General features: G+C 41.4%; 23 protein-coding genes and 1 pseudogene. 15 read left to right on the forward strand and 9 right to left on the reverse strand.

Annotation, left to right across the window (positions count from 1 at the left end):
• Window positions 1–146: 146 nt before the first annotated feature.
• Entirely contained in the window at window positions 147–581 is a 435-nt protein-coding gene (locus MF4642_RS15405; RefSeq protein WP_078426765.1) for a GNAT family N-acetyltransferase, read from the reverse strand.
• Window positions 582–640: 59 nt separating this feature from the next.
• On the reverse strand, window positions 641–1,855 hold the full coding sequence (locus MF4642_RS15410) for a class I SAM-dependent methyltransferase (protein ID WP_078426766.1): 1,215 nt from the start codon (window positions 1,853–1,855) through the stop codon (window positions 641–643).
• A 106-nt stretch (window positions 1,856–1,961) separates the two neighbouring features.
• Between MF4642_RS15410 and trhA the strand changes: the two genes are divergently transcribed.
• The 3 genes from trhA to MF4642_RS15425 all read left to right on the forward strand — a co-directional run bounded on the left by trhA (window position 1,962) and on the right by MF4642_RS15425 (window position 4,623).
• Entirely contained in the window at window positions 1,962–2,603 is a 642-nt protein-coding gene (trhA, locus tag MF4642_RS15415; RefSeq protein WP_004695126.1) for a PAQR family membrane homeostasis protein TrhA, read from the forward strand.
• Between the two features lie 143 nt (window positions 2,604–2,746).
• Entirely contained in the window at window positions 2,747–4,060 is a 1,314-nt protein-coding gene (locus tag MF4642_RS15420; protein ID WP_078426767.1) for an MFS transporter, read from the forward strand.
• Between the two features lie 140 nt (window positions 4,061–4,200).
• Complete coding sequence (locus MF4642_RS15425; RefSeq protein WP_078426768.1) at window positions 4,201–4,623, forward strand: hypothetical protein; 423 nt, start codon at window positions 4,201–4,203, stop codon at window positions 4,621–4,623.
• A gap of 7 nt (window positions 4,624–4,630) precedes the next feature.
• On the opposite strand, the gene MF4642_RS15430 is transcribed toward MF4642_RS15425, so the two are convergent.
• Window positions 4,631–5,641 carry a metallophosphoesterase gene (locus MF4642_RS15430; protein WP_078426769.1) on the reverse strand — a complete coding sequence of 337 codons (1,011 nt, stop codon included), beginning with the start codon at window positions 5,639–5,641 and terminating at the stop codon, window positions 4,631–4,633.
• Between the two features lie 188 nt (window positions 5,642–5,829).
• Here MF4642_RS15430 and MF4642_RS15435 point away from each other — a divergent pair, with 188 nt between their 5' ends.
• Window positions 5,830–7,371, forward strand: coding sequence for a phospholipase D family protein (locus MF4642_RS15435; protein ID WP_413772812.1), 1,542 nt, complete (start codon window positions 5,830–5,832; stop codon window positions 7,369–7,371).
• Window positions 7,372–7,375: 4 nt separating this feature from the next.
• Here the strand turns inward: MF4642_RS15435 and MF4642_RS15440 are convergent, their stop codons facing one another.
• The gene (locus MF4642_RS15440) at window positions 7,376–8,200 is read right to left on the reverse strand and encodes a lysophospholipid acyltransferase family protein (protein ID WP_029575103.1); all 825 of its coding nucleotides are present in this window, start codon (window positions 8,198–8,200) and stop codon (window positions 7,376–7,378) included.
• 387 nt (window positions 8,201–8,587) lie between these two features.
• Here MF4642_RS15440 and hflX point away from each other — a divergent pair, with 387 nt between their 5' ends.
• The 5 genes from hflX to MF4642_RS15465 all read left to right on the forward strand — a co-directional run bounded on the left by hflX (window position 8,588) and on the right by MF4642_RS15465 (window position 12,279).
• Window positions 8,588–9,919, forward strand: a complete 1,332-nt coding sequence (hflX, locus tag MF4642_RS15445) for a ribosome rescue GTPase HflX (RefSeq protein WP_078426771.1) — start codon at window positions 8,588–8,590, stop codon at window positions 9,917–9,919.
• Window positions 9,920–9,962: 43 nt separating this feature from the next.
• A complete protein-coding gene (locus MF4642_RS15450; protein ID WP_004695106.1) occupies window positions 9,963–10,334 on the forward strand; it encodes a hypothetical protein in 372 nt (123 codons plus the stop codon).
• Between the two features lie 10 nt (window positions 10,335–10,344).
• Entirely contained in the window at window positions 10,345–11,019 is a 675-nt protein-coding gene (locus MF4642_RS15455; RefSeq protein WP_004695104.1) for an LrgB family protein, read from the forward strand.
• Window positions 11,020–11,106: 87 nt separating this feature from the next.
• Window positions 11,107–11,550 carry a DUF2147 domain-containing protein gene (locus tag MF4642_RS15460; protein WP_010327459.1) on the forward strand — a complete coding sequence of 148 codons (444 nt, stop codon included), beginning with the start codon at window positions 11,107–11,109 and terminating at the stop codon, window positions 11,548–11,550.
• A 279-nt stretch (window positions 11,551–11,829) separates the two neighbouring features.
• Window positions 11,830–12,279 carry a DUF2147 domain-containing protein gene (locus tag MF4642_RS15465; RefSeq protein ID WP_004695101.1) on the forward strand — a complete coding sequence of 150 codons (450 nt, stop codon included), beginning with the start codon at window positions 11,830–11,832 and terminating at the stop codon, window positions 12,277–12,279.
• Window positions 12,280–12,322: 43 nt separating this feature from the next.
• Here MF4642_RS15465 and MF4642_RS15470 read toward each other — a convergent pair whose 3' ends face one another.
• The 3 genes from MF4642_RS15470 to pdxA are packed head-to-tail and all read right to left on the reverse strand — an operon-like array spanning window position 12,323 to window position 14,986.
• Window positions 12,323–13,171, reverse strand: a complete 849-nt coding sequence (locus MF4642_RS15470) for a symmetrical bis(5'-nucleosyl)-tetraphosphatase (protein WP_078389017.1) — start codon at window positions 13,169–13,171, stop codon at window positions 12,323–12,325.
• A 1-nt stretch (window position 13,172) separates the two neighbouring features.
• Window positions 13,173–13,985: a 16S rRNA (adenine(1518)-N(6)/adenine(1519)-N(6))-dimethyltransferase RsmA gene (gene rsmA, locus MF4642_RS15475; RefSeq protein WP_078426772.1), complete on the reverse strand. Its 813-nt coding sequence runs from the start codon at window positions 13,983–13,985 to the stop codon at window positions 13,173–13,175.
• A gap of 32 nt (window positions 13,986–14,017) precedes the next feature.
• Entirely contained in the window at window positions 14,018–14,986 is a 969-nt protein-coding gene (gene pdxA / locus MF4642_RS15480) for a 4-hydroxythreonine-4-phosphate dehydrogenase PdxA (RefSeq protein ID WP_078426773.1), read from the reverse strand.
• 490 nt (window positions 14,987–15,476) lie between these two features.
• Between pdxA and rplM the strand changes: the two genes are divergently transcribed.
• Both rplM and rpsI read left to right on the forward strand, forming a co-directional pair.
• Entirely contained in the window at window positions 15,477–15,905 is a 429-nt protein-coding gene (rplM, locus tag MF4642_RS15485) for a 50S ribosomal protein L13 (protein ID WP_004695096.1), read from the forward strand.
• A 12-nt stretch (window positions 15,906–15,917) separates the two neighbouring features.
• Window positions 15,918–16,304 carry a 30S ribosomal protein S9 gene (rpsI, locus tag MF4642_RS15490; RefSeq protein WP_004695095.1) on the forward strand — a complete coding sequence of 129 codons (387 nt, stop codon included), beginning with the start codon at window positions 15,918–15,920 and terminating at the stop codon, window positions 16,302–16,304.
• Window positions 16,305–16,427: 123 nt separating this feature from the next.
• On the opposite strand, the gene MF4642_RS15495 is transcribed toward rpsI, so the two are convergent.
• A complete protein-coding gene (locus tag MF4642_RS15495; RefSeq protein WP_078426774.1) occupies window positions 16,428–16,862 on the reverse strand; it encodes a hypothetical protein in 435 nt (144 codons plus the stop codon).
• A 123-nt stretch (window positions 16,863–16,985) separates the two neighbouring features.
• Here MF4642_RS15495 and MF4642_RS15500 point away from each other — a divergent pair, with 123 nt between their 5' ends.
• From MF4642_RS15500 to MF4642_RS15515, 4 genes and pseudogenes are all read left to right on the forward strand, one after another.
• A complete protein-coding gene (locus tag MF4642_RS15500; protein ID WP_078426775.1) occupies window positions 16,986–17,639 on the forward strand; it encodes a glutathione S-transferase N-terminal domain-containing protein in 654 nt (217 codons plus the stop codon).
• Between the two features lie 8 nt (window positions 17,640–17,647).
• A complete protein-coding gene (locus MF4642_RS15505; protein WP_078426776.1) occupies window positions 17,648–18,079 on the forward strand; it encodes a ClpXP protease specificity-enhancing factor in 432 nt (143 codons plus the stop codon).
• A 17-nt stretch (window positions 18,080–18,096) separates the two neighbouring features.
• Complete coding sequence (locus MF4642_RS15510; protein ID WP_078426777.1) at window positions 18,097–18,756, forward strand: hypothetical protein; 660 nt, start codon at window positions 18,097–18,099, stop codon at window positions 18,754–18,756.
• Between the two features lie 394 nt (window positions 18,757–19,150).
• Window positions 19,151–19,510: pseudogene (locus tag MF4642_RS15515) on the forward strand (roadblock/LC7 domain-containing protein).
• A 191-nt stretch (window positions 19,511–19,701) separates the two neighbouring features.
• Here the strand turns inward: MF4642_RS15515 and MF4642_RS17420 are convergent.
• A partial coding sequence (locus MF4642_RS17420; protein WP_413772799.1) for an IS3 family transposase occupies window positions 19,702–19,816 on the reverse strand: 115 nt, incomplete at its 5' end.

Here is a 19,816-nt window from a genome sequence, read left to right on the forward strand (position 1 = left end):
TATTTCTGTAAGTTAAAAGAATTTAAACGTATAGCGATGCGTAGTTGTAAAACAGATACGAGTTTTGAAGCCATGATTCAACTGTGCGCGAGTTTAATTAACTCTCGGTAATTCTCAACAGACCCTAATAAAAAAGCCCTGAAAGATCAGGGCTTTTTTATGGATGATAAACGCATATGGATATGCGGAATGCCACAATCCAAATACTCCTCACCCTCTTGCATAAAGCCCAAAGCCTGATAAAACGCTTGCGCATGCACTTGAGAGGATAAGACTAAAAATGGACGCTGTTGCTGTTGCGCATATGCTATCACCGCCTGCATCAGAACTTTGCCTACGCCCAAACCACGATGTGACGTTAAAACTGCAACACGACCAATACTATGATTTTGCAAAAGTCGTGCGGTGGCGATGGCTTGATCTTGTTCAAAGACCACAAAATGAACTGCGATTTCATCTTGCTCATCCCATTCATCTTCAGCAGCAATGTTTTGCTCTTGAATAAAGACCTGCTCACGAATCATTTTCGCAGCATGTTGCAACTCTTCCCATGTTCCGTGTGTAATTCTCAAGCTCGGCATTTTCATTTCCCTATAAATCATCTCTGTATTAGTCATTGCACTAAAAGGTGATGTTCAGATCAGCATTTACAGCCTACATCTTGCTGATCCCATTGATCATTCAACAGCAATTCCAGTGAGTGCTTTTGAATACCATACATCTCTTTCAAGGCTTGAATTTGTGCCAAGACAGCAACATCGGGCGCTTGATAGTCCTTACGCTTGGTTGCCAAAATCATTTTGTTCTTGCTGGTATGCTCAAGTGCTACAAACTCAAACACTTTGGTTTCATAGCCATAGGCTTTGAGTAATAAGGCACGAATAGTATCCGTCAGCATTTCAGCTTGCTGTCCCGCATGAATGCCAAACTGCAACATCGGTTGTAACACGAGCGGAGCTTTCAGCTGTGGGCGTAATTCTTTATGACAACACGGCGCGCACATGATCATTTCAGCATTTAAACGAATACCCGTATGGATCGCAAAGTCAGTCGCGACATCGCACGCATGCAGCGCAATCATCACATCGAGACGTTCAGGTTGGTACGTCCGAACATCACCCTGAAAAAAATCAAGTTGCTGAAAATCTGACTTGTTCGCAACCTCCTGACAGAATTGTACCATCTTGCTGTTTAGCTCAACCCCAGTCACAAAAGGATTGATATCTTGCTTCAGCAAATAATCATACAAAGCGAAGGTTAAGTAGCCCTTTCCTGAGCCAAAATCGACCACGCGCAGTTGTTCAGGCAGTTGAATATGACTTAATGCCCCTGAGAAAATTTCGACAAACTTATTAATCTGCTTCCACTTACGCGCCATACTGGGAATGATGTGCGCTTTTGCATCGGTAATACCAAGCGGCTGTAAGAAATAACTGTCTTGATCTACAAAACGCTGTTTGACACGGTCATGACCTTGCTGCTCAACAGCTTTGGTTACCGTTTTATTTTTACTTTGCGTCAGCATAGCTTTCTTCTTGTTCTTCTTCAGTTGCAACTCTTGTTCAGTTGTCAGCAGATTGGCTTGTTTACACTGCGCCAAAAGTGCAGTTACCGTATCAAGTGCTGTGTCTAATGAATAATTTTTGGTGACATCTTGGGTTTTATGGCGATATAAACAGCTCAATACAGGCTGTCCTTGTAACATGACGACTCGAAAAGTCATCTTCTCGAGTTGCTCAAGTTCACCCTGATATTGACTCAGAATCATCCGATCAAAACTTTGAGATTCAAGCGCTTGCTGAAAGGCTTGAAGGAATTGCTGCTCTTGTGCAGAGGACGATACCGAAACGGTCATAATAGAAACCAAAAAAAGAATTGCGATTAAATTTTAAAGCGTCTTACGCTAAATGCAAATTTGAATTACGATACAGTTGTATATTTTATAAAAATGCACATGACTTATGAGCGCTCGCCCTGTTGTAAACTACGATCCAGTTGAAGAAAAAATCAACTTTATTAGCCATGCTATTGGTGCAGGTCTTGCACTCATAGCGGGTATTTTATTGATTATCAAAGGATCTTACTTAGAAACAGCGCAGTGGATCGGGCTGTGGGTCTATGCTTTGAGCCTATTTTTATTATTTGCCGCATCAAGCTTGTATCATTTTGCCGAATCTCCAGAGCGTCGCGGCTGGTATAAAAAATTAGATCACACTGCCATTTATTATCTGATTGCGGGCACCTACACTCCATTTTTGTCTATTGCACTGCCCACACAAAAAGCCCATTACCTACTCATTGCACTTTGGGTGATTGCAATCATTGGTACACTATTCAAGTTAGTTTTCATTCATCGCTTTGAAAAAATTTCACTGATTGCTTATCTGCTCATGGGATGGCTGGCTGTGCTGGTAATGGATGATATGCAACGCTTTTTATCTAAACCTGCTTTGACTTTTTTAATCATTGGTGGACTTTCCTATACCATCGGTGCATTGTTTTATGCGCTAAAAAAGGTAAGATATACGCACGCTATCTGGCATATTTTTGTATTGATTGGTGCAGGATCACATTTCCTGTCCATCTATCTTTACGTGATATAACCCGCGCACACTACATTTTTTAGTAACCCTAATTCCGCAGTCTGCCCGAGGAACATTCGTATTTTTTTAAAAAATTACGCCTTTTTTAAAAAGATGACGCTTTTAAAACTCAGTTCGACTATTTTTTAAGTGTAAGGTCTACCATGGCGTCATTAAATACTGCTGTTGCTGAACAGCAGCCTGTAAACTCAAAATTCCGCGTACTTACAGCCAGTCTGGTAGGTACAACTATCGAATTCTTCGATTTTTATATTTATGCCACTGCAGCTGTCATTATTTTTCCGTACCTGTTCTTTCCAGCAAGTACCGATCCAATGACTGCAACCATTCAGTCTTTGGCGACCTTCGCGATTGCCTTTATTGCACGCCCGATTGGCGCCGCACTCTTTGGACATTTAGGTGATCGTATCGGCCGAAAGGCGACCTTGGTTGCAGCTTTGCTGACCATGGGACTTTCAACCGTGTGTATCGGCTTATTACCCACCTATGCACAAATTGGAATTGCCGCGCCATTACTACTTGCACTGTGTCGTTTAGGTCAAGGACTCGGCTTAGGTGGTGAATGGTCGGGTGCTGTATTGCTTGCCACGGAAAATGCACCTGAAGGTAAGCGTGCTTGGTATGGAATGTTTCCCCAACTGGGCGCGCCGATTGGCTTTATCTTAGCAACTGGTTCATTCTTAACGTTGGGTCATTTTATGACTGAAGAAGCGTTCATGACTTGGGGCTGGCGTATTCCCTTTATCTCAAGTGCTTTACTGGTGATTGTAGGCCTGTGGATTCGTTTACAACTCCATGAAACTCCTGCGTTCCAGAAAGTTTTAGACAAGCAAAAAGAAGTTAACATTCCGTTTAAAGAAGTGATGACCAAACACTGGGGCATGTTGATTTTAGGTACAATTGCAGCCATCTGTACCTTTGTAGTGTTCTACCTCACGACAGTATTTGCTTTACAATGGGGTACCAAACAGCTGGGGTACACCCGTGAACAGTTCTTACAACTTCAACTGGTCGCAACCCTCTGCTTTGCTGCATTCATCCCCTTGTCTGCGGTTTTTGCGGAAAAATTTGGTCGTAAAACCACCTCTATTGCAGTCTGTATTGCTGCGGCGTTATTTGGTTTAGTATTCTCAAGCATGTTGGAATCAGGCAGTACCCTTATTGTGTTCTTGTTCCTATGTATTGGTTTATCCATCATGGGTTTAACTTATGGACCGATTGGCACCGTGCTCTCTGAAATTTTTCCAATATCCGTTCGTTATACAGGTTCAGCACTAACCTTTAACCTTGCGGGGATCTTTGGGGCTTCATTTGCACCTCTCATTGCCACCAAGCTTGCAACCACCTATGGTTTACACGCAGTAGGTTACTACCTCACAGCGGCATCGCTTCTGTCTTTATGTGCGTTCTTAATGATTCGTGAAACCAAAAATGATGATGTAAATAATCAAATTTAACCCTGAATTTGATGTCTAAAAACCAGCACAATGATGCTGGTTTTTTTATACCAATGCGTTCACAAACGCTACAAAAACCATATTTAAAATCTGTCGTTTTACTTCAAAAATAGAGAGATACAGATGAATAGGACCGAAAAATGGATGAAAAAATACAACAACTCACCAATGAACAACTCCTTGATGTCATCGTATTAGTTGAAGAAAATAAAATTATTCAAGCCATTCAATACATCGCCACACATACCGCTTTTCAATACGATGATGCACAAGAGATCGTGACTGAACTCACGAAGCGGCATGATGCTGCGCTAAAAAGCATGTATCGCCATAAACGACATGAACAGCAACGCATATCAACCGCTGAATTAAGACACCACAGCTCCCTTGTGTCTGAAGGACGGAGCTTTACACAACAGCAGCCACAAAGCCCGCATAGCACAGCAGTGAATAACCTCGATGCAATACAAGACCTACAAGCGCTTCATACAAAAAACCACAACCTTTGGATCGTCTTGGCTGTGGTCATTTTGGTTTTAAGCTTTATTTTTTATTGGTTCTAAACCCAACTTAAATCAGTTCAATAATATCGATCGTCGGTGGTACGCGAAAACGAAAAGGCACACCCACCATGCCTGTTCCAACCGTAACAAACACATCCGCATGTTCATGTCGGTACAAGCCTTTTTTATGTCCTAATATAGACACTTTTTTCATTACATAGTCTGTGAGCCATGGCAGCTCAACTTGACCACCATGCGTATGACCTGAAAGCATTAAAGGACGGCTGGGTAAAGCGGGTACCATATCGATCGTGTCTGGATTGTGCGATAGGATGACCCACGGTTTGTCCTGCGGTAAATGCGGCATAAAACGCATATCCGCCTTGCCGGCCCACAAATCCCCGACTCCAATCAGACGAAACTCTTCAAATTCAACAATCTGACCTTCAATATCAATCACATTATTCACCTTCAAAGCATGTCTTAACAAATTTTGAATCGGCGGACCTGGATATTGCTCATCATGATTACCATTGACCGAATAGACTGGGGCATTAATTTCTTGCAACACCTCTAATTCTTCTGCCAGTGTATTTTCAGGTTCATAAGTCCAGTCCCCTGCAACCACCACCAAATCAGTTTTTTGTTCATTCAGTCGTTTGACGATAGTTTTCAGTTGTCGCTCATGCCCTGAAAATAGACCAATATGTAGATCGGCAATTAACGCAATACGAACGGGTTTGAGTAATTTATAATCTTCTTGGATTTGATATTGAGTGGTTTTGACATGTACAAAATGCGGTTCAATAAAACGTGCATAACACAGCACACCACTGACCAAAAACACAAAAATAGCTTCATGCCATGAATAATACCCTTGAAAACCAGCATACAAGCTAAAGAAAAACAAAGGAATGAGTAAATAAGAGAGATAAAAAGCCAACAAATGCACAAAGGCCTTAAACGGATGAATAGTCTCCGTATTGGTTTGACTGATCCATGCCTGATACACCGCCCACCCCGCAAGCAAGGCCATCGCAATATAAAAATAGAACACGACGGAGTGTATATTCATCATAGACTTTTACTCACAAATTGTTCATCAAGAACACATAATCTTCTGTTTATCTTTTCACAGCTCAGAATTATACTCAAACCAAATTTATAGACTTTATGACGATGGAAAAACCTCACGGCTTAGCGAAACAAACTTTATTCCGCTCATCTTCGACTCAGCAAGGTGCTAAACTGTTGTTGCTGAGCTGTATGGTTTTGACTGTCCCAGCATGTAACACCTTACCCAAACAAATCCCACAGACGCCCGTCTATGCCTTTGATTTGCCAACCGATCAAACCAGTTTAGGCAAAATCGTACTGCCTTTACGTGAACAAAATCCAGGCCTTACAGGTTTCCATGTTCTCTATAATCCACTCGAAGCATTGGCCGCACGTATCCATCTCATTGATAAGGCAGAAAAGACCTTAGATCTACAATACTATATTTGGGACAACGATCGTATTGGTTCTTTAGCGCTTTATTCTATTTTGAAAGCCGCTGATCGCGGGGTGAAAGTTCGTTTACTAATCGATGATAACAATGCCAAGAAAATGGAAGGCATTTATTTGGCGCTCGATCAACACGCTAATATCGACATCAAACTATATAACCCCTACCGCTTCCGTCACTATCGTGCGATGGATATGGTCTTAAATCTAAAACGCATCAACCGTCGTATGCACAACAAAAGCTTCATTGCCGATAATCAAATTTCGTTGATTGGTGGGCGCAACATGAGCAATCAATATTATAACGTCAGCGACAGTTATCAGTTTTCCGATGTTGATGTAATGTTGGTCGGCTCTGCCTCAGATGAAATTGTGCATTCTTTCGATGAATACTGGAATGACGATTATGCCTTTCCAGTGCGTCAAATTGTCAACGCCAACCATTACAGCTTACGTTATGAAGGTTTAAAAACCCAGTTAGCGCAGCACTATCAGGAAGTGACCGTCCAAAATTATCTCGATCTAGCCAATCGTTCGCAAGCCTTTGAACACTGGTTAAATGATAGTATCCAATTCGATTGGGTCAAAGCCGAAGTGGTCAAAGACTCACCGAGTAAAATCAAATCACGGGCAAAAAAAGAAGAACATTTAAACTTCCAGTTGCAAACCCATTTAGAAAAGCCACTAGAAAGCATCGACATTATTTCAGCCTATTTTGTACCTGAGCGTAAAGGCAAAAAACATCTGGCCAACCTAGCACAGAGTGACATTCAAGTTCGCGTACTGACCAACTCATTTAAAGCCAATGATGTGCCGCTGGTGCATGCTTTCTATGGAAAATATCGTGAAGACTTGCTGGAAAGCGGTGTTCAACTCTATGAGTTTTTAGCCACGCCTGCGGCCGAAGCCCTAAACGAAAACAATGAAGAAATTTCGAAAAAAGCCAAAGTCAGCATCAAAGGATTAAGCCGCTCGAGTCTGCATGCCAAACTCATGGCCATTGATGAGAAACAGGTTTTTATTGGTTCATTTAATTTTGATCCCCGCTCTGCCAACTTAAATACAGAAATTGGGGTTTTACTGAACAGTCCACCGCTGGCCAAAGCGGTACACTACACCATGGACCAAAACCTCAGTAAATATGCCTATAAGCTGGTCCTAGATGCAAACAAAAACATTAACTGGCAAATCAAACAAGCTGATGGCTCTACCAAAACTTATACCACTGAACCAAAAATGAATTGGTTTAAACGCGCTGGTCTCAAAGTCGTTTCTTGGCTACCGATTGAAGGCTTTATGTAAGCCTTCAAGCTTGTTGCATGTTGGGTTGGGACTTCAAAACTTTGTGATGTAAATCAGCCAAACCTTGCACCATTTTTTGTTGGACCAGTGCCGTTAAACTCTCAACCGTATGTCCTGCGGTACAAATGGCTGGGAGCGCAACTAAATGTGCCGTGACTTGTGGCATTTCTAGTACTTTTTTAACATGCTCGGCAAAACTAATGTTACCGATAAACGGAGAGACTTGGTCAAGTCCGCCCTGTTGATTCACATAGCAAATCAAACAAATTTGCACATCACGCTGGGCCTCAATCGCAGCACCTAAAATACGTCCATGAACCTTTTTCACTTTAGAACCATCAGTCGTGGTCGCTTCCGGGAAAAATAACACAGGAATATCTTGTTTTAAAAACGCCGTAATTTGCTCTCGAATTTTGATGGAATCTCCTGAACCACGTTGAATAAACAAGGTTCCACCACTTTTTGCCAATTTGCCAAACACAGGCCATTTTTCAATTTCAGCCTTGGCCAAAAAGAAAACTCGTGCGCCTGAGCCTAAAACCGCGACATCTAACCATGAAATATGATTGCTGACCCAAAGGGCAGGCTTACGTGGAATATCCCCATGGACATGAACATCAATGTTAAAAACCTTGCACAGTCGACGACAGAAATACTGCACGTAACGGGTATTTTGTGGATTGTTAATGTCTTTATACAAGCCATGTCGATAGACCAAATAAAACCCTTCGGACACGGCGCCAAGCCCTGAAGCCAGCTTTTTGCCATACAGAAAAAGCTTAGAGACACCTTTTATTGATGTTGTTTTTATTTCAGTATTCGATTGCATAGACGGTTCACTTGGCACAGCTTCATTCAACATTTAATCATTGATTTCGGCTCATTCTATACTGATCTTGAGCAACTTGCATTGATCATAAAAACCGAAGGCCCAGATGATTATTTTCAATTTTAATCGTTTAAACAAATTAATTAAAATAAATCAATCGAAATACCAAAACATGGTGTGTACATGAACGATCAAATGAATCCTCCAGCTCCGCCGTTAAATCCTGTTCAGGCACTGAAATTTATTATAGGGCTCAGTATTTTATACTTTGGCACCTTGCTGCTTTTGGTTCACTTATTTCGCTCAATGTAAGGCAACGGCATAACTATTTCGCTCAATCTCAACAAATTCATCTACACTAGAGTTTTCAATGTGAGATCGAATTTAGTGGAATATTTTGAGCAGAAGCAAGGTGGCGAAAAAACCATTTTAGTCAGTGTTGCCATCCATATTCTGGAAGACCTTGATGCAGAAGAATTTCGTTTGCTTGCTAAGTCGGCAGGTGCAGAAATTCTGGAGCATGTTCACGCTCAAAGATTCAAACCCGATGCTAAATATTTCATTGGTTCAGGCAAAGCAGAAGAAATTGCTGCTCGTGTTGAGGAACTTGAAGCCACGCTGGTGATTATTGACCATGCCCTGACACCCAGTCAGGAACGTAATCTGAGTCGCATTATCAAGTGCCGCGTTATTGACCGTACACGCCTTATTCTAGATATCTTTGCACAACGTGCCCGTACCCATGAAGGGAAACTTCAAGTCGAATTGGCTCAATTGGATCACTTGTCTTCTCGACTGGTCGGTACAGGCATTAGCCTCGATAGCCAAAAAGGCGGGATTGGACTCCGTGGTCCAGGTGAAACGCAACTCGAAACTGACCGCCGTTTACTCCGTGTCCGGGTTGGACAACTTAAAGATAAATTAGAAAAAGTCCGTCAGACCCGTATCCAAGGGCGTGCCGCACGTCAAAAAGCTGCCATTCCAACCGTTTCTTTGGTTGGTTATACCAATGCGGGTAAATCAACCCTGTTTAACACCCTTGCCAAATCTGATGTTTATGCCGCAGATCAGCTATTTGCAACCTTAGATCCAACCTTAAGACGTTTGGAATGGGATGGTATTGGTCCGCTGGTTCTAGCCGACACGGTTGGTTTTGTGCGTAATCTTGCGCATGCTTTAGTGGAATCGTTTAAAGCGACGCTAGAGGAAACATTAGAAGCCAGTTTGCTGTTGCATGTGATTGACTCGAGCAGTCCTGACCATATGGAACAAATTGAAGCTGTTGAAAAAGTGCTCAAAGAAATTGGCGCAGATATTCCAATTCTACGGGTGTATAACAAGATCGATCAAAGTGGCGAACAAGCCAAAATCATTTACGCTGAACCAAATGTACCTGAGCGTGTCTATGTCTCAGCACATACAGGCGAAGGATTTGATCTACTACGCCAATCGGTACAAGAGTGTTTGATGGGTCAAATTCAAAACTTTGACGTCTTACTCAAACCTGCCTATGGCAAATTACGTAATCAACTGTACGCCCTAAATGTGATTCAATCTGAAAATTATGATGATGAGGGCAACCTACACCTACAAGTGTATATTGCACCACATAAACTTGAACAATTGATTAAACAAGCACATTTACCGATTGATGAAATTTTAGGTTTGAAAGCAAAACAATTTCATCGTGAACTCGAAGAATTTGAAATCAAAAGCTAAATCGGTTAAAACGTGATAAGTAAAATTTTAATGACAGAACAAAATGGAATGGATAAAAACTGTTGATTGGAAAGCATGGATCGGCACGGTTGCCCTGATCATCATCTTTCGTGAAGCGGCTGTATGGATCACTGGACGTTTTGGACATCCTGAACTGGGCAATTTAATTGGACTGATTAGTTTATTAATCGTCCTTTTGGGTTGGAGAAAATTTCATAAAATTCCAGCACGTTTGGTCGATACCAACAATAAAATCATGAAAGAAAGTGCCTTTGCTTTTCTACCGATCAGTGCAGGCTCCCTGCTGATGATGACGCATTTAGGCAGTGAAATCCCAATGTTTTTGGTGGTGCTGTTTGTCAGCACACTAATTCCACTGTGGGTTTACGCAAAAATGTCTAAGAAATGGCTTTAGGAGTGTGCACATGATTCCCATTATTTTCGGTTTTTTCCTAACCCTCGTTGCCTACTTACTGGCAAAGCCACTCAACAAAAAACTGCCACAAATTCCAGTGATTGTTTTTGGCATGTGCTTTGTGATTGCCCTGCTCTTGTTGTTAAACATTCCGTATGAGCAATATATGGCACAGGTAAATCCAGTGTTTAACCATCTGCTCGGTTATGTGACGGTTGCATTAGCTATTCCATTGGCTGCCATGCGCTATGACGACCTCCCCCTCAAAGCCGTGGTGGGCATCTTGGTCTTTGCCAGTATCAGTGCGGTCGGACTGCCGATGGGACTGGCTTATCTACTACATTTGTCCGATCCTACCATTATGGCATTTGCCACACGCGCAGTCACAACGCCAATTGCGATTAACATTGCAACACTGCTGCAAGCCCCTGTGAGTCTGGCTATTTTAATCGTGATTTTATCTGGTGTGATTGGTGCTGCATTTTCACCACTGATCCTCAAACATATTAATGATGAACGAGCATCGGGCCTCGCTCTAGGTCTTGCAGCTCATGCCATCGGTACAGCTCAAGCATGGCAACGGGGAAGTATTGCTGGACGTTATGCAGCCTTTGGAATGGCTGTCAATGCGGTATTTACAGCAATCTGGTTACCGTTGTTTATTCTATACTTGCAAAAAATGTGATATGTTCCTCACATAAACAATTGTATTGTTTAAAAAATCGACTTAAGATGAGTTTGTCGTTGATTAAATGATAAAAGGATTTTGTTCATGAGCAAATTGACACTTGCAATCGCATTCGCTACAACCGTTATGGGTAGTACAGCTTTCGCTGAAGATATTAGCGGCACTTGGAAAAATATTGATGACAAAACTGGGTCGTCAAAAGCCATCCTTGATATTCGCCAAGAATCAAATGGGACCTATACCGCTAAGATCGTTAAAGTGACGCCTCGTCCGGGTTATACACCAAAAGAAACTTGTATTAATTGCCCTGCGCCGTATACCAATAAGCCTATTTTAGGCATGGATGTGATGAAAGGTTTGAAACACAGCGGTGATACCAATTACACGGGTGGAAAAATCATTGATCCACTGTCTGGTAATATTTATAGCTGTAAAGCAAAACTCAGTTCGAATGGCAAACGCTTAACCTTGCGAGGATACGTGGGTATATCTGCTCTAGGTCGTAGTCAAACGTGGATTCGAGAATAATCTAGGTTCTATTACTGAACAGACTTGGTCTACGCAATCACTTGATCGATTCATTTTAGATTTTGTAGACCACCACTGAGTCACTCATACATTGCTTCAAACTTAGTCTGATTGTTTCAAATTCAATGAATAAAAGAGTTTCAGCTAAGCATGTATGATTTTTCAATTTTTAAAGGCAACTGCCTAACTCATATCTAAACACAAAACAGTTTGCCTTGTGCAAACTGTTTATTTTTCTGTGTCTTGGATATCTTTTTGTGAAACTATAGAGAACCTTATATGAAAAGTAAGTTTTTTATCGCGGGATTAACATTGTCCATGCTTTGCGGGGGAGCATTTGCACAGGACTTAACAGGGACATGGCAACAAATTGATGATAAGTCAGGCTCACCAAAAGCCATTATCGAAATTCGTAAAGAGTCAAATAATACTTACACTGGAAAAATTGTAAAAATTACACCACGCCCAGGTTATACACCAAAAGAAACTTGCGTGAATTGCCCTACGCCATATACCAACAAACCAATTTTGGGTATGGACATTATTAAAGGCTTAAAGCATGTCGACGGCACCAATAACTATGAAAAAGGTCGTGTGATTGATCCACTGTCTGGCAAACTTTATGATGCGAAAATGAAACTGAATGCCACAGGAAAGCGTCTTTCTCTACGTGCATACATCGGTGTTTCTGCTTTAGGTCGTAACCAAACCTGGTTAAGAATCGACTAAGAATAAAAAAGCCACGAACTTCGTGGCTTTTTTAATGCATGTGCTATTGAACTGGATTATCAACGGCAAATAAGGTCTCATCTTCTAAACGGTAAGCCATTAATTGATGCCCCCAAACACAACCGCCATCTACATTTTGAATCGAGTCTGAAATGGTTTTACCTTGTAAAGCGGCCCAGTGACCAAACACAACTTTATGGGTTTGTGCCGCTTGTGAAGCGAATTCAAACCATGGTTTGAACCCTTCTGGCATTGGGTCACTGAGTGAGTCTTTAAAACTAAACTCCAAACGCCCAGCACTATCGGTTAAACGCATACGAGTCAAATAATTTACGATACAACGTAAACGCGCATGCCCCGTCAGTTCATCAGACCATAAGGTGGGCTCTTTGCCATACATTTCTTTTAAAAAGGCGTCGACAACATCAAAATCATCCGCTGCAATGACCGCCTCAACTTCTGCGGCTAAAGCAGCAGTTTGTTCTGCTGTCCAATTGGTTGGAATGCCCGCATGCGTCAGAACCGTGGTTGCGTTTGGAAACACACACAAGGGTTGTTTACGTAGCCAATCAATCAAATCATCACTATCAATCGCATCAATCACATCACGAATGTTATCTTTGTCTTTAATTGCTTTAATGCCACGTGCAGCCGCCAGCAAAGTTAAATCATGATTGCCTAAAACTGTTGCAGCCGCATTACGCTCTACTAATTTTTTAATAAAGCGTAAAGCACCCAATGAGTTTTCACCACGGGCAACCAAATCCCCTGCAAACCAAATAAAATCTTGGTCAGGATCAAACTGTATGGTCTTTAACAAGGCTTTTAGTGCTTCAAAACAACCCTGCACATCACCAATGACATAATTGTATCGAATCTCTGCGCCTGCCACCTTAAGCCACCATTTGATCTGCTAATGCCACAAATTGAGCCAGTGTTAAAGTCTCTGGACGCGCCATCGGATCAACACCCGCTTGCTCAAAACCATCTTCAGCCAACATGCCTTTTAAGCTATTACGCAAAGTTTTACGGCGCTGGGTAAAGACATGCGAGACCAAACGTGCCAAGGCTTTTTCATTTTTTGCCACAATCGGCTTAACCGCATACGGCTCTAAACGGAACACCGCAGACGTCACTTTTGGTGGTGGGTTAAATGAACCTGGTGGTACTTCAAACAAGAACGTAGGTTTACAGAAATACTGAATCATCACCGACAAACGACCATACTCTTTGCTATTTGGAGAAGCCGTAATACGGTCAACCACTTCTTTTTGTAGCATAAAGTGCATGTCTTTAACTTTGTCACCAAACTCCAAGAGGTGAAACAAAAGTGGCGTCGAAATGTTATACGGCAAATTACCCACAACACGTAAAGGACGACCATCTTCAAATAAATTAGTGAAGTCGTACTTCAGTGCATCAGTTTCAATAATGGTTAAACGTTCAGGATGTGGCACACGCTCTGGCAAACCTGCCGCCAAATCACGGTCTAATTCAACCACCGTGAGTGCATCACACTCGCCAATCAACGGAGAGGTTAATGCCGCCAAACCGGGCCCAATTTCTACAATGTTATCCCCTGAGCGTGGTGCAACTGAACGTACAATCTTGGCAATCACACGTTGGTCATGTAAGAAGTTTTGCCCAAAACGCTTCCGCGTATGGTGCCCTTCATCTTTAGGGTTTAAGGCATTAATTTGATACATAAAATTTTCCAACGTGAGTTAATCACTGAACATTAGTGACGAGCTAATTCTAACGCTAAATCAACAGCGACCTGTAAGCTTGAGCTTTTCGCAAGACCTGTGCCTGCGAGGGAGAGAGCTGTGCCATGATCAACTGAGGTACGAATAAACGGCAAGCCCAAAGTAATATTAATGGCTTCACCAAACCCTTGCGATTTTAACACAGGTAAGCCCTGATCGTGATACATCGCCAAAACAGCATCGGCATCTTTTAAGTTTTCTGGGGTAAATAAAGTGTCGGCAGGTAGGCTCAGGCTCATATTTATGCCTTGAGCACGGTAGCTTTCCAGCACAGGGTTAATCACCTCAATTTCCTCCATACCCAAATAACCATCCTCCCCTGCATGTGGGTTTAGGCCACACACTAAAATGTGCGGATGCTCTTTTTTGAATTTGCTTTTTAAGTCCTGAATTAAAATATCAAGCACTTGATGCAGTCGCTCTTTAGTAATCGCATCAGCTACAGCTCTTAAGGGCAAATGTGTAGTCGCCAGCGCAACACGCAAGGTCTTGGTTGCGAGCATCATCACCACACGTTCAACACCAGCAAACTCTTGGTAGTATTCGGTATGTCCACTAAAGTGAATCCCAGCATCATTGATGACTGACTTTTGTACAGGTGCAGTTGCAACACCTACACTTTTACCGGACATAGCATAATCGGCCGAACGTCGTAGCTGCTCTAAGACATAAGGCGCATTTTCAGGATTGAGCTCACCCATTACAACAGCTTTGCTTAAAGGCACATGCTCAACATAAAGTTGACCCTGAGTTGATGATGCTTCTTGCCCTGAATATTCAATCAGTTCAATGTCCAATCCCAAACATGCTGCACGTGTACGTAGCAAGTTAATATCACCAAGGACCACGATCGGACGCTCATCTATACGAGCAGCAAGGCTTAAACAAATATCTGGACCAATCCCAGCAGGTTCACCACTGGTGACATATAAAGGCAGCATGATCAACTCAAGTAAAATGCGTTTTGACTATTATACAACGTCTCACCCAGTATCTCCGCATTCACCGTACTCAACTTGAACCTATTCTTTTATATTTAAATCCTCACTTATCCTGTTTTCACATTCCACCGACTTTCAAAGAAAAAATAAAGCCTCAAACATATAAAACATGACAAAGAAATTGCGAGTCGTAACTCCTGTATTATCCGTTATTTTAAAATGGTTGTATGGTGATGATCCCGCATTTCATTCAGTGAAGTCATAAAGTTCAATATCGCTGTTTCCTCATTTTTTTAAAGTTTGAACTCTTTTGTGGTTTTTAAAAAGAATAAACTTTGATCTCTTCCTTTATACTGGGAAATATCTTAAAATACGGCTCTTGAAATTTTATATTTTCATTTGTGATTCTGAGCAACTTCGTTTAGAATCGCGTCTCCTTTTGTTTGGACAGATTCCATAGTCCAAACCAACTATAATAGGTAGTGGTTTAATGAAAACTCTCAGCGCTAAGCCTGCTGAAGTTCAACACGACTGGTACGTTGTTGATGCTTCTGGCAAAACTTTAGGTCGCCTTGCGACTGAAATCGCTCGTCGTCTACGTGGTAAGCACAAGACTTCTTATACTCCTCACGTTGACACTGGCGATTATATCGTTGTAATCAATGCTGAAGAAATTCAAGTGACTGGTAAAAAAGCACTTGATAAAAAATACTATCGCCACACTGGCTTCCCTGGTGGTATCCGTGAGACTAACTTTGAAAAGTTAATCGCTCACAAACCTGAAGCAGTTTTAGAAAAAGCTGTTAAAGGTATGTTACCAAAAGGTCCTCTTGGTTATGCAATGATCAAGAAAATGAAAGTGTATGCAGGTACAGAGCATCCACACGCTGCTCAACAGCCACAAGTTTTGGACATCTAAGGGATACAGCACATGGCTACTAATTATGGTACAGGTCGCCGTAAGACCGCAACTGCACGTGTTTTCTTGTCAGCTGGTACAGGCAAGCTCGTAATTAACAACCGTACTCTTGAGCAATACTTCGGTCGTGAAACTGCTCGTATGGTTGTTCGTCAACCTTTAGAGCTTCTTGAAGTTACTGAAAAGTATGACCTTTACATCACTGTTGCTGGTGGTGGTATCGGTGGTCAAGCTGGCGCTATCCGTCACGGTATTACTCGTGCGTTGATCGCTTCTGACGAAACACTTAAACCTGCTCTTCGTCAAGCTGGTTTCGTTACTCGTGATGCTCGTGAAGTTGAACGTAAGAAACTTGGTTTACGTAAAGCTCGTAAACGTCCTCAATTCTCTAAACGTTAATTCGTTTACCGAATCGGACAAAAAACCTCGGAATTTTCCGAGGTTTTTTTATACTATATTTTTCTTCAAAATTATTTACTTACGTTTAAATAGATCGATTAAATTCTAGTTTTAGATGTTATTTTACCGACCTCTCTTTGAGCAGTCCATTGTCGCATCAGCAGCACCATCCATACTAATCTGTTCGGTAACGATGCAATCATTTTCTTGATATGTATGTACTTCTTTAGAATTAGAGAATTGATGATCTTTGGGAAGTGGTGCATTACACGGCTCGTCGGTTTTCTCATCGACCATCTTCACAGGCCCATCATTATACACAGTGACCTTACAGCCTTTTACTGTATATTCTTGCTGAATGCCGCCATACATCTCATCCTCAGATACAGAAGTAGCAACATCACAGGCTTCATCGGCAATACAAGCTGCATATTCAGCAGTCTGCTGCGCTACATCTACGTGTTCGGCTGCATCTTGAATTTGAGCATAACTACTTGAGATAGAAGTCATTAATATAATAACTGCGATCGATTGGGTGATTCTGAGCCTAAGCAGCATGGTTCTATCCTTATTTTTGATTTCTTCCAAGTTGTTCGATTGTATAAGCATATTAAAGTTAAGATGATTTTATTGGCTATTTTTAGTATTCTAACCGATTCACTTCACCTAGTTTCTTGAAATATGTCTGTCGAAACTACTCCGCTTCAAGGAATTACGCTGTATAGCCATGCAGATGATTTTCGCTCCCATTGGATTCGTTATGTACTTGCAGAGAAGCAAATCAAATACCATTTGGTTTTAAGTGATGCTGATGATGAAGATCTCGCCAGCTTAAACCCTTATAACCAGCTGCCGATGTTGATTGAAAATGATTTAAAACTATTCAACGCCAATATCATCTCCGAGTATTTAGACGATCGTTATCGTCAAAACAAGCTCTATGCCGACGTGCCTATGCCTCGCGCGGAACAGCGTCAGTACATTTGGCGCTTTGAACAAGATTGGTTAAAACTTGCCGATATGATGCTACGCCATCCAGATACACTCGATGAACAAGCAAAACTGCAAGCACAAAAAAAACTGAAAGATACACTCATTTCCCTAACACCATTGTTCCAGCATTTCCCCTATTTCATGTCGGAAAGCTTTAGTATTTTAGATTGCATGCTTGCGCCTATCTTTCTACGCTTAAACAGCATGGGCGTGCATTTACCCAAACAGCAATGCCGCCCAATCTATTTATATTGTCAACGTATTTTTAGTCGTCCTGCATTTTTAAAGTCTTTAACTTTGCAGGAGAAAAACCATTATCAATCTGAATTTAAACAGCCGTAGAGAATATTATGTCTGATCAAGAATTAAACCTTACGCCGACTCGTCCATATTTAACTCGCGCCATTTATGAATGGATTTGTGATAACCAATTGACACCGCATTTATTGGTCGATGCAACCCAGCACAATACTCTCGTTCCTGAACAGTTTATTCAAGATGGCCAAATTGTCTTAAACATTGTCCCTCATGCCGTACATGCGCTACATATGAGCAACGATGCGATTACCTTCTCTGCACGTTTTGGTGGGGTATCTCGTGATATTTATGTCCCACTTAATGCCGTGATTGGCATTTATGCCCGTGAAAATGGACAAGGCTTATTCTTCGATCCAAGTGAGTATGACAATCATACCCAAAGTGAGCAAAATGCTTTAAAATCAGACAATGAAGAAAAAACTGAACCCGCTAAGAAAAAACCAAGTTTAAGGTTATTAGATTAATAAAATGGAGTAATTATATGGCTTTTGATTTAGTACAATATTTTGCAGAGCAGATTAAAATTCAAAAGCCTGAGCTTCTGAGTCAATATTCAGATGAGGAGCGACTTCAATATCTTTCTGAGGCCAACACCCTCTCCCTTGGAAAACTCATCACTTTGATGCGCCAAGATGGCACCAAGCTCTATCAAGAGATTCAAACTCAAGATCATCTCTATATTCAAGAACTCGCAAGGCATCTCACCACGTCTCCGCAAAATGAATCACAGTTAGCGAAGGCGGACTTAGAGCATAGCTTGACTACGATGTTGGGTCTTCAGTTTGCTGAACTCAAACAACTTGATGTCACGGGGAACTTTGGCGAACATGGAATACGTGAGCTACTTGTTGGTCAAATTGAGCACCTCTCAGGTCTGGCTGATGACTGGGTTTGGACAACAAGTGAGCTAACAGAACTGATTGGCTCTAAACCAAAGCCTGAAGAAGAGCTATCATTAGAAGAGACGATGAAGGAGTTTAATCAAATGGTAAATCAACACGCAACAGACCACTCAGATCAGCTACACACACAGGTAGCAGAGCAAAATCCAACGCCAACATGGGCAAAACTGATTGAGCCTGCTGTGGCTATCGTGATTTTATGGGGACTTTATTGCGCAGCAAGTCAAATGTTTGTCTAATCTCCAAGGGATGCACTCATTTTGCGCATCCCTTTATTTTTTAATGAAAAATAATTATATATTTCATCTTTAAAAAGCAAAAAAATCGATTTCTTTTTTGCTTTTATTTGTCCAAACGGTAAAAGTTACATTTTGTTACAATAGCAAATAAATTAAACACTTTTTCAAATAACAATAAACTTTTTCACACTCCTCTCTAAAATACGCAAACCTAATCACAAAATCTCTAGCAAAAACTGACTAAAAGCCTCGGGTTTAATTGTACATTTATTCATCTTTTTTTGTTACATTTATTTATATTGATAATTTTTTCACACCGTCCATATAGTTAAATCGAATTGTGAAACAACAAGTTAAAAGGATTTTAAAACTCATAAAAATGAAGAGAAAAACTATGGCTAAAGTGTCATTGGAAGCATTAGCAAATATCGATGGATTCTATGCAGCAGCATTGGTCGATGGGGAAAGCGGTTTAGCCCTAGCAACTCAAGGCGGTGGAAGCATCGATTTAGAACTCGCGGCGGCAGGTAATACTGAAGTCGTTCGCTCAAAACGACGTGTTGCACAAGCATTGAACTTGAATGACACCATCGAAGATATTTTAATTACGCTGGGTAAGTAGTATCACCTTATTCGTCCTTTAGAAGGCAATGACAAAATTTTCTTATATCTTGTCCTTGAACGCTCTAAAGCAAATCTTGCCATGGCTCGCCATGAACTCAAAGGATATGAAAAAGGCCTAGATTTTTCTTAATTTGAATTGCCCCTTTCTCATCCTTTTGGGAAAGGGGTTGTATGCGTTGTCCTCTTCAACCTAATTAAATTAAAGAAACACTATGAATAAGCAATATATTAATATTGCGATTACCGGCCTGAGTTCAAACCATTCTGACGAACGTAAAACACTGAACCGTACCGGGTTTGTCGGAGGCTTTTTTATTTAAGTTAGGCCACCTGACCTAACGGGTTAATCTTATCATAGTACATTGCTTCAAACTCAAAAGGCGATACATAACCCAGTGCACTGTGTACACGCTTTTTATTGAACCAATATACCCAG

The sequence above is a fragment of the Acinetobacter sp. MF4642 genome (genome assembly GCF_002018925.1).
Taxonomy (GTDB): domain Bacteria; phylum Pseudomonadota; class Gammaproteobacteria; order Pseudomonadales; family Moraxellaceae; genus Acinetobacter; species Acinetobacter johnsonii.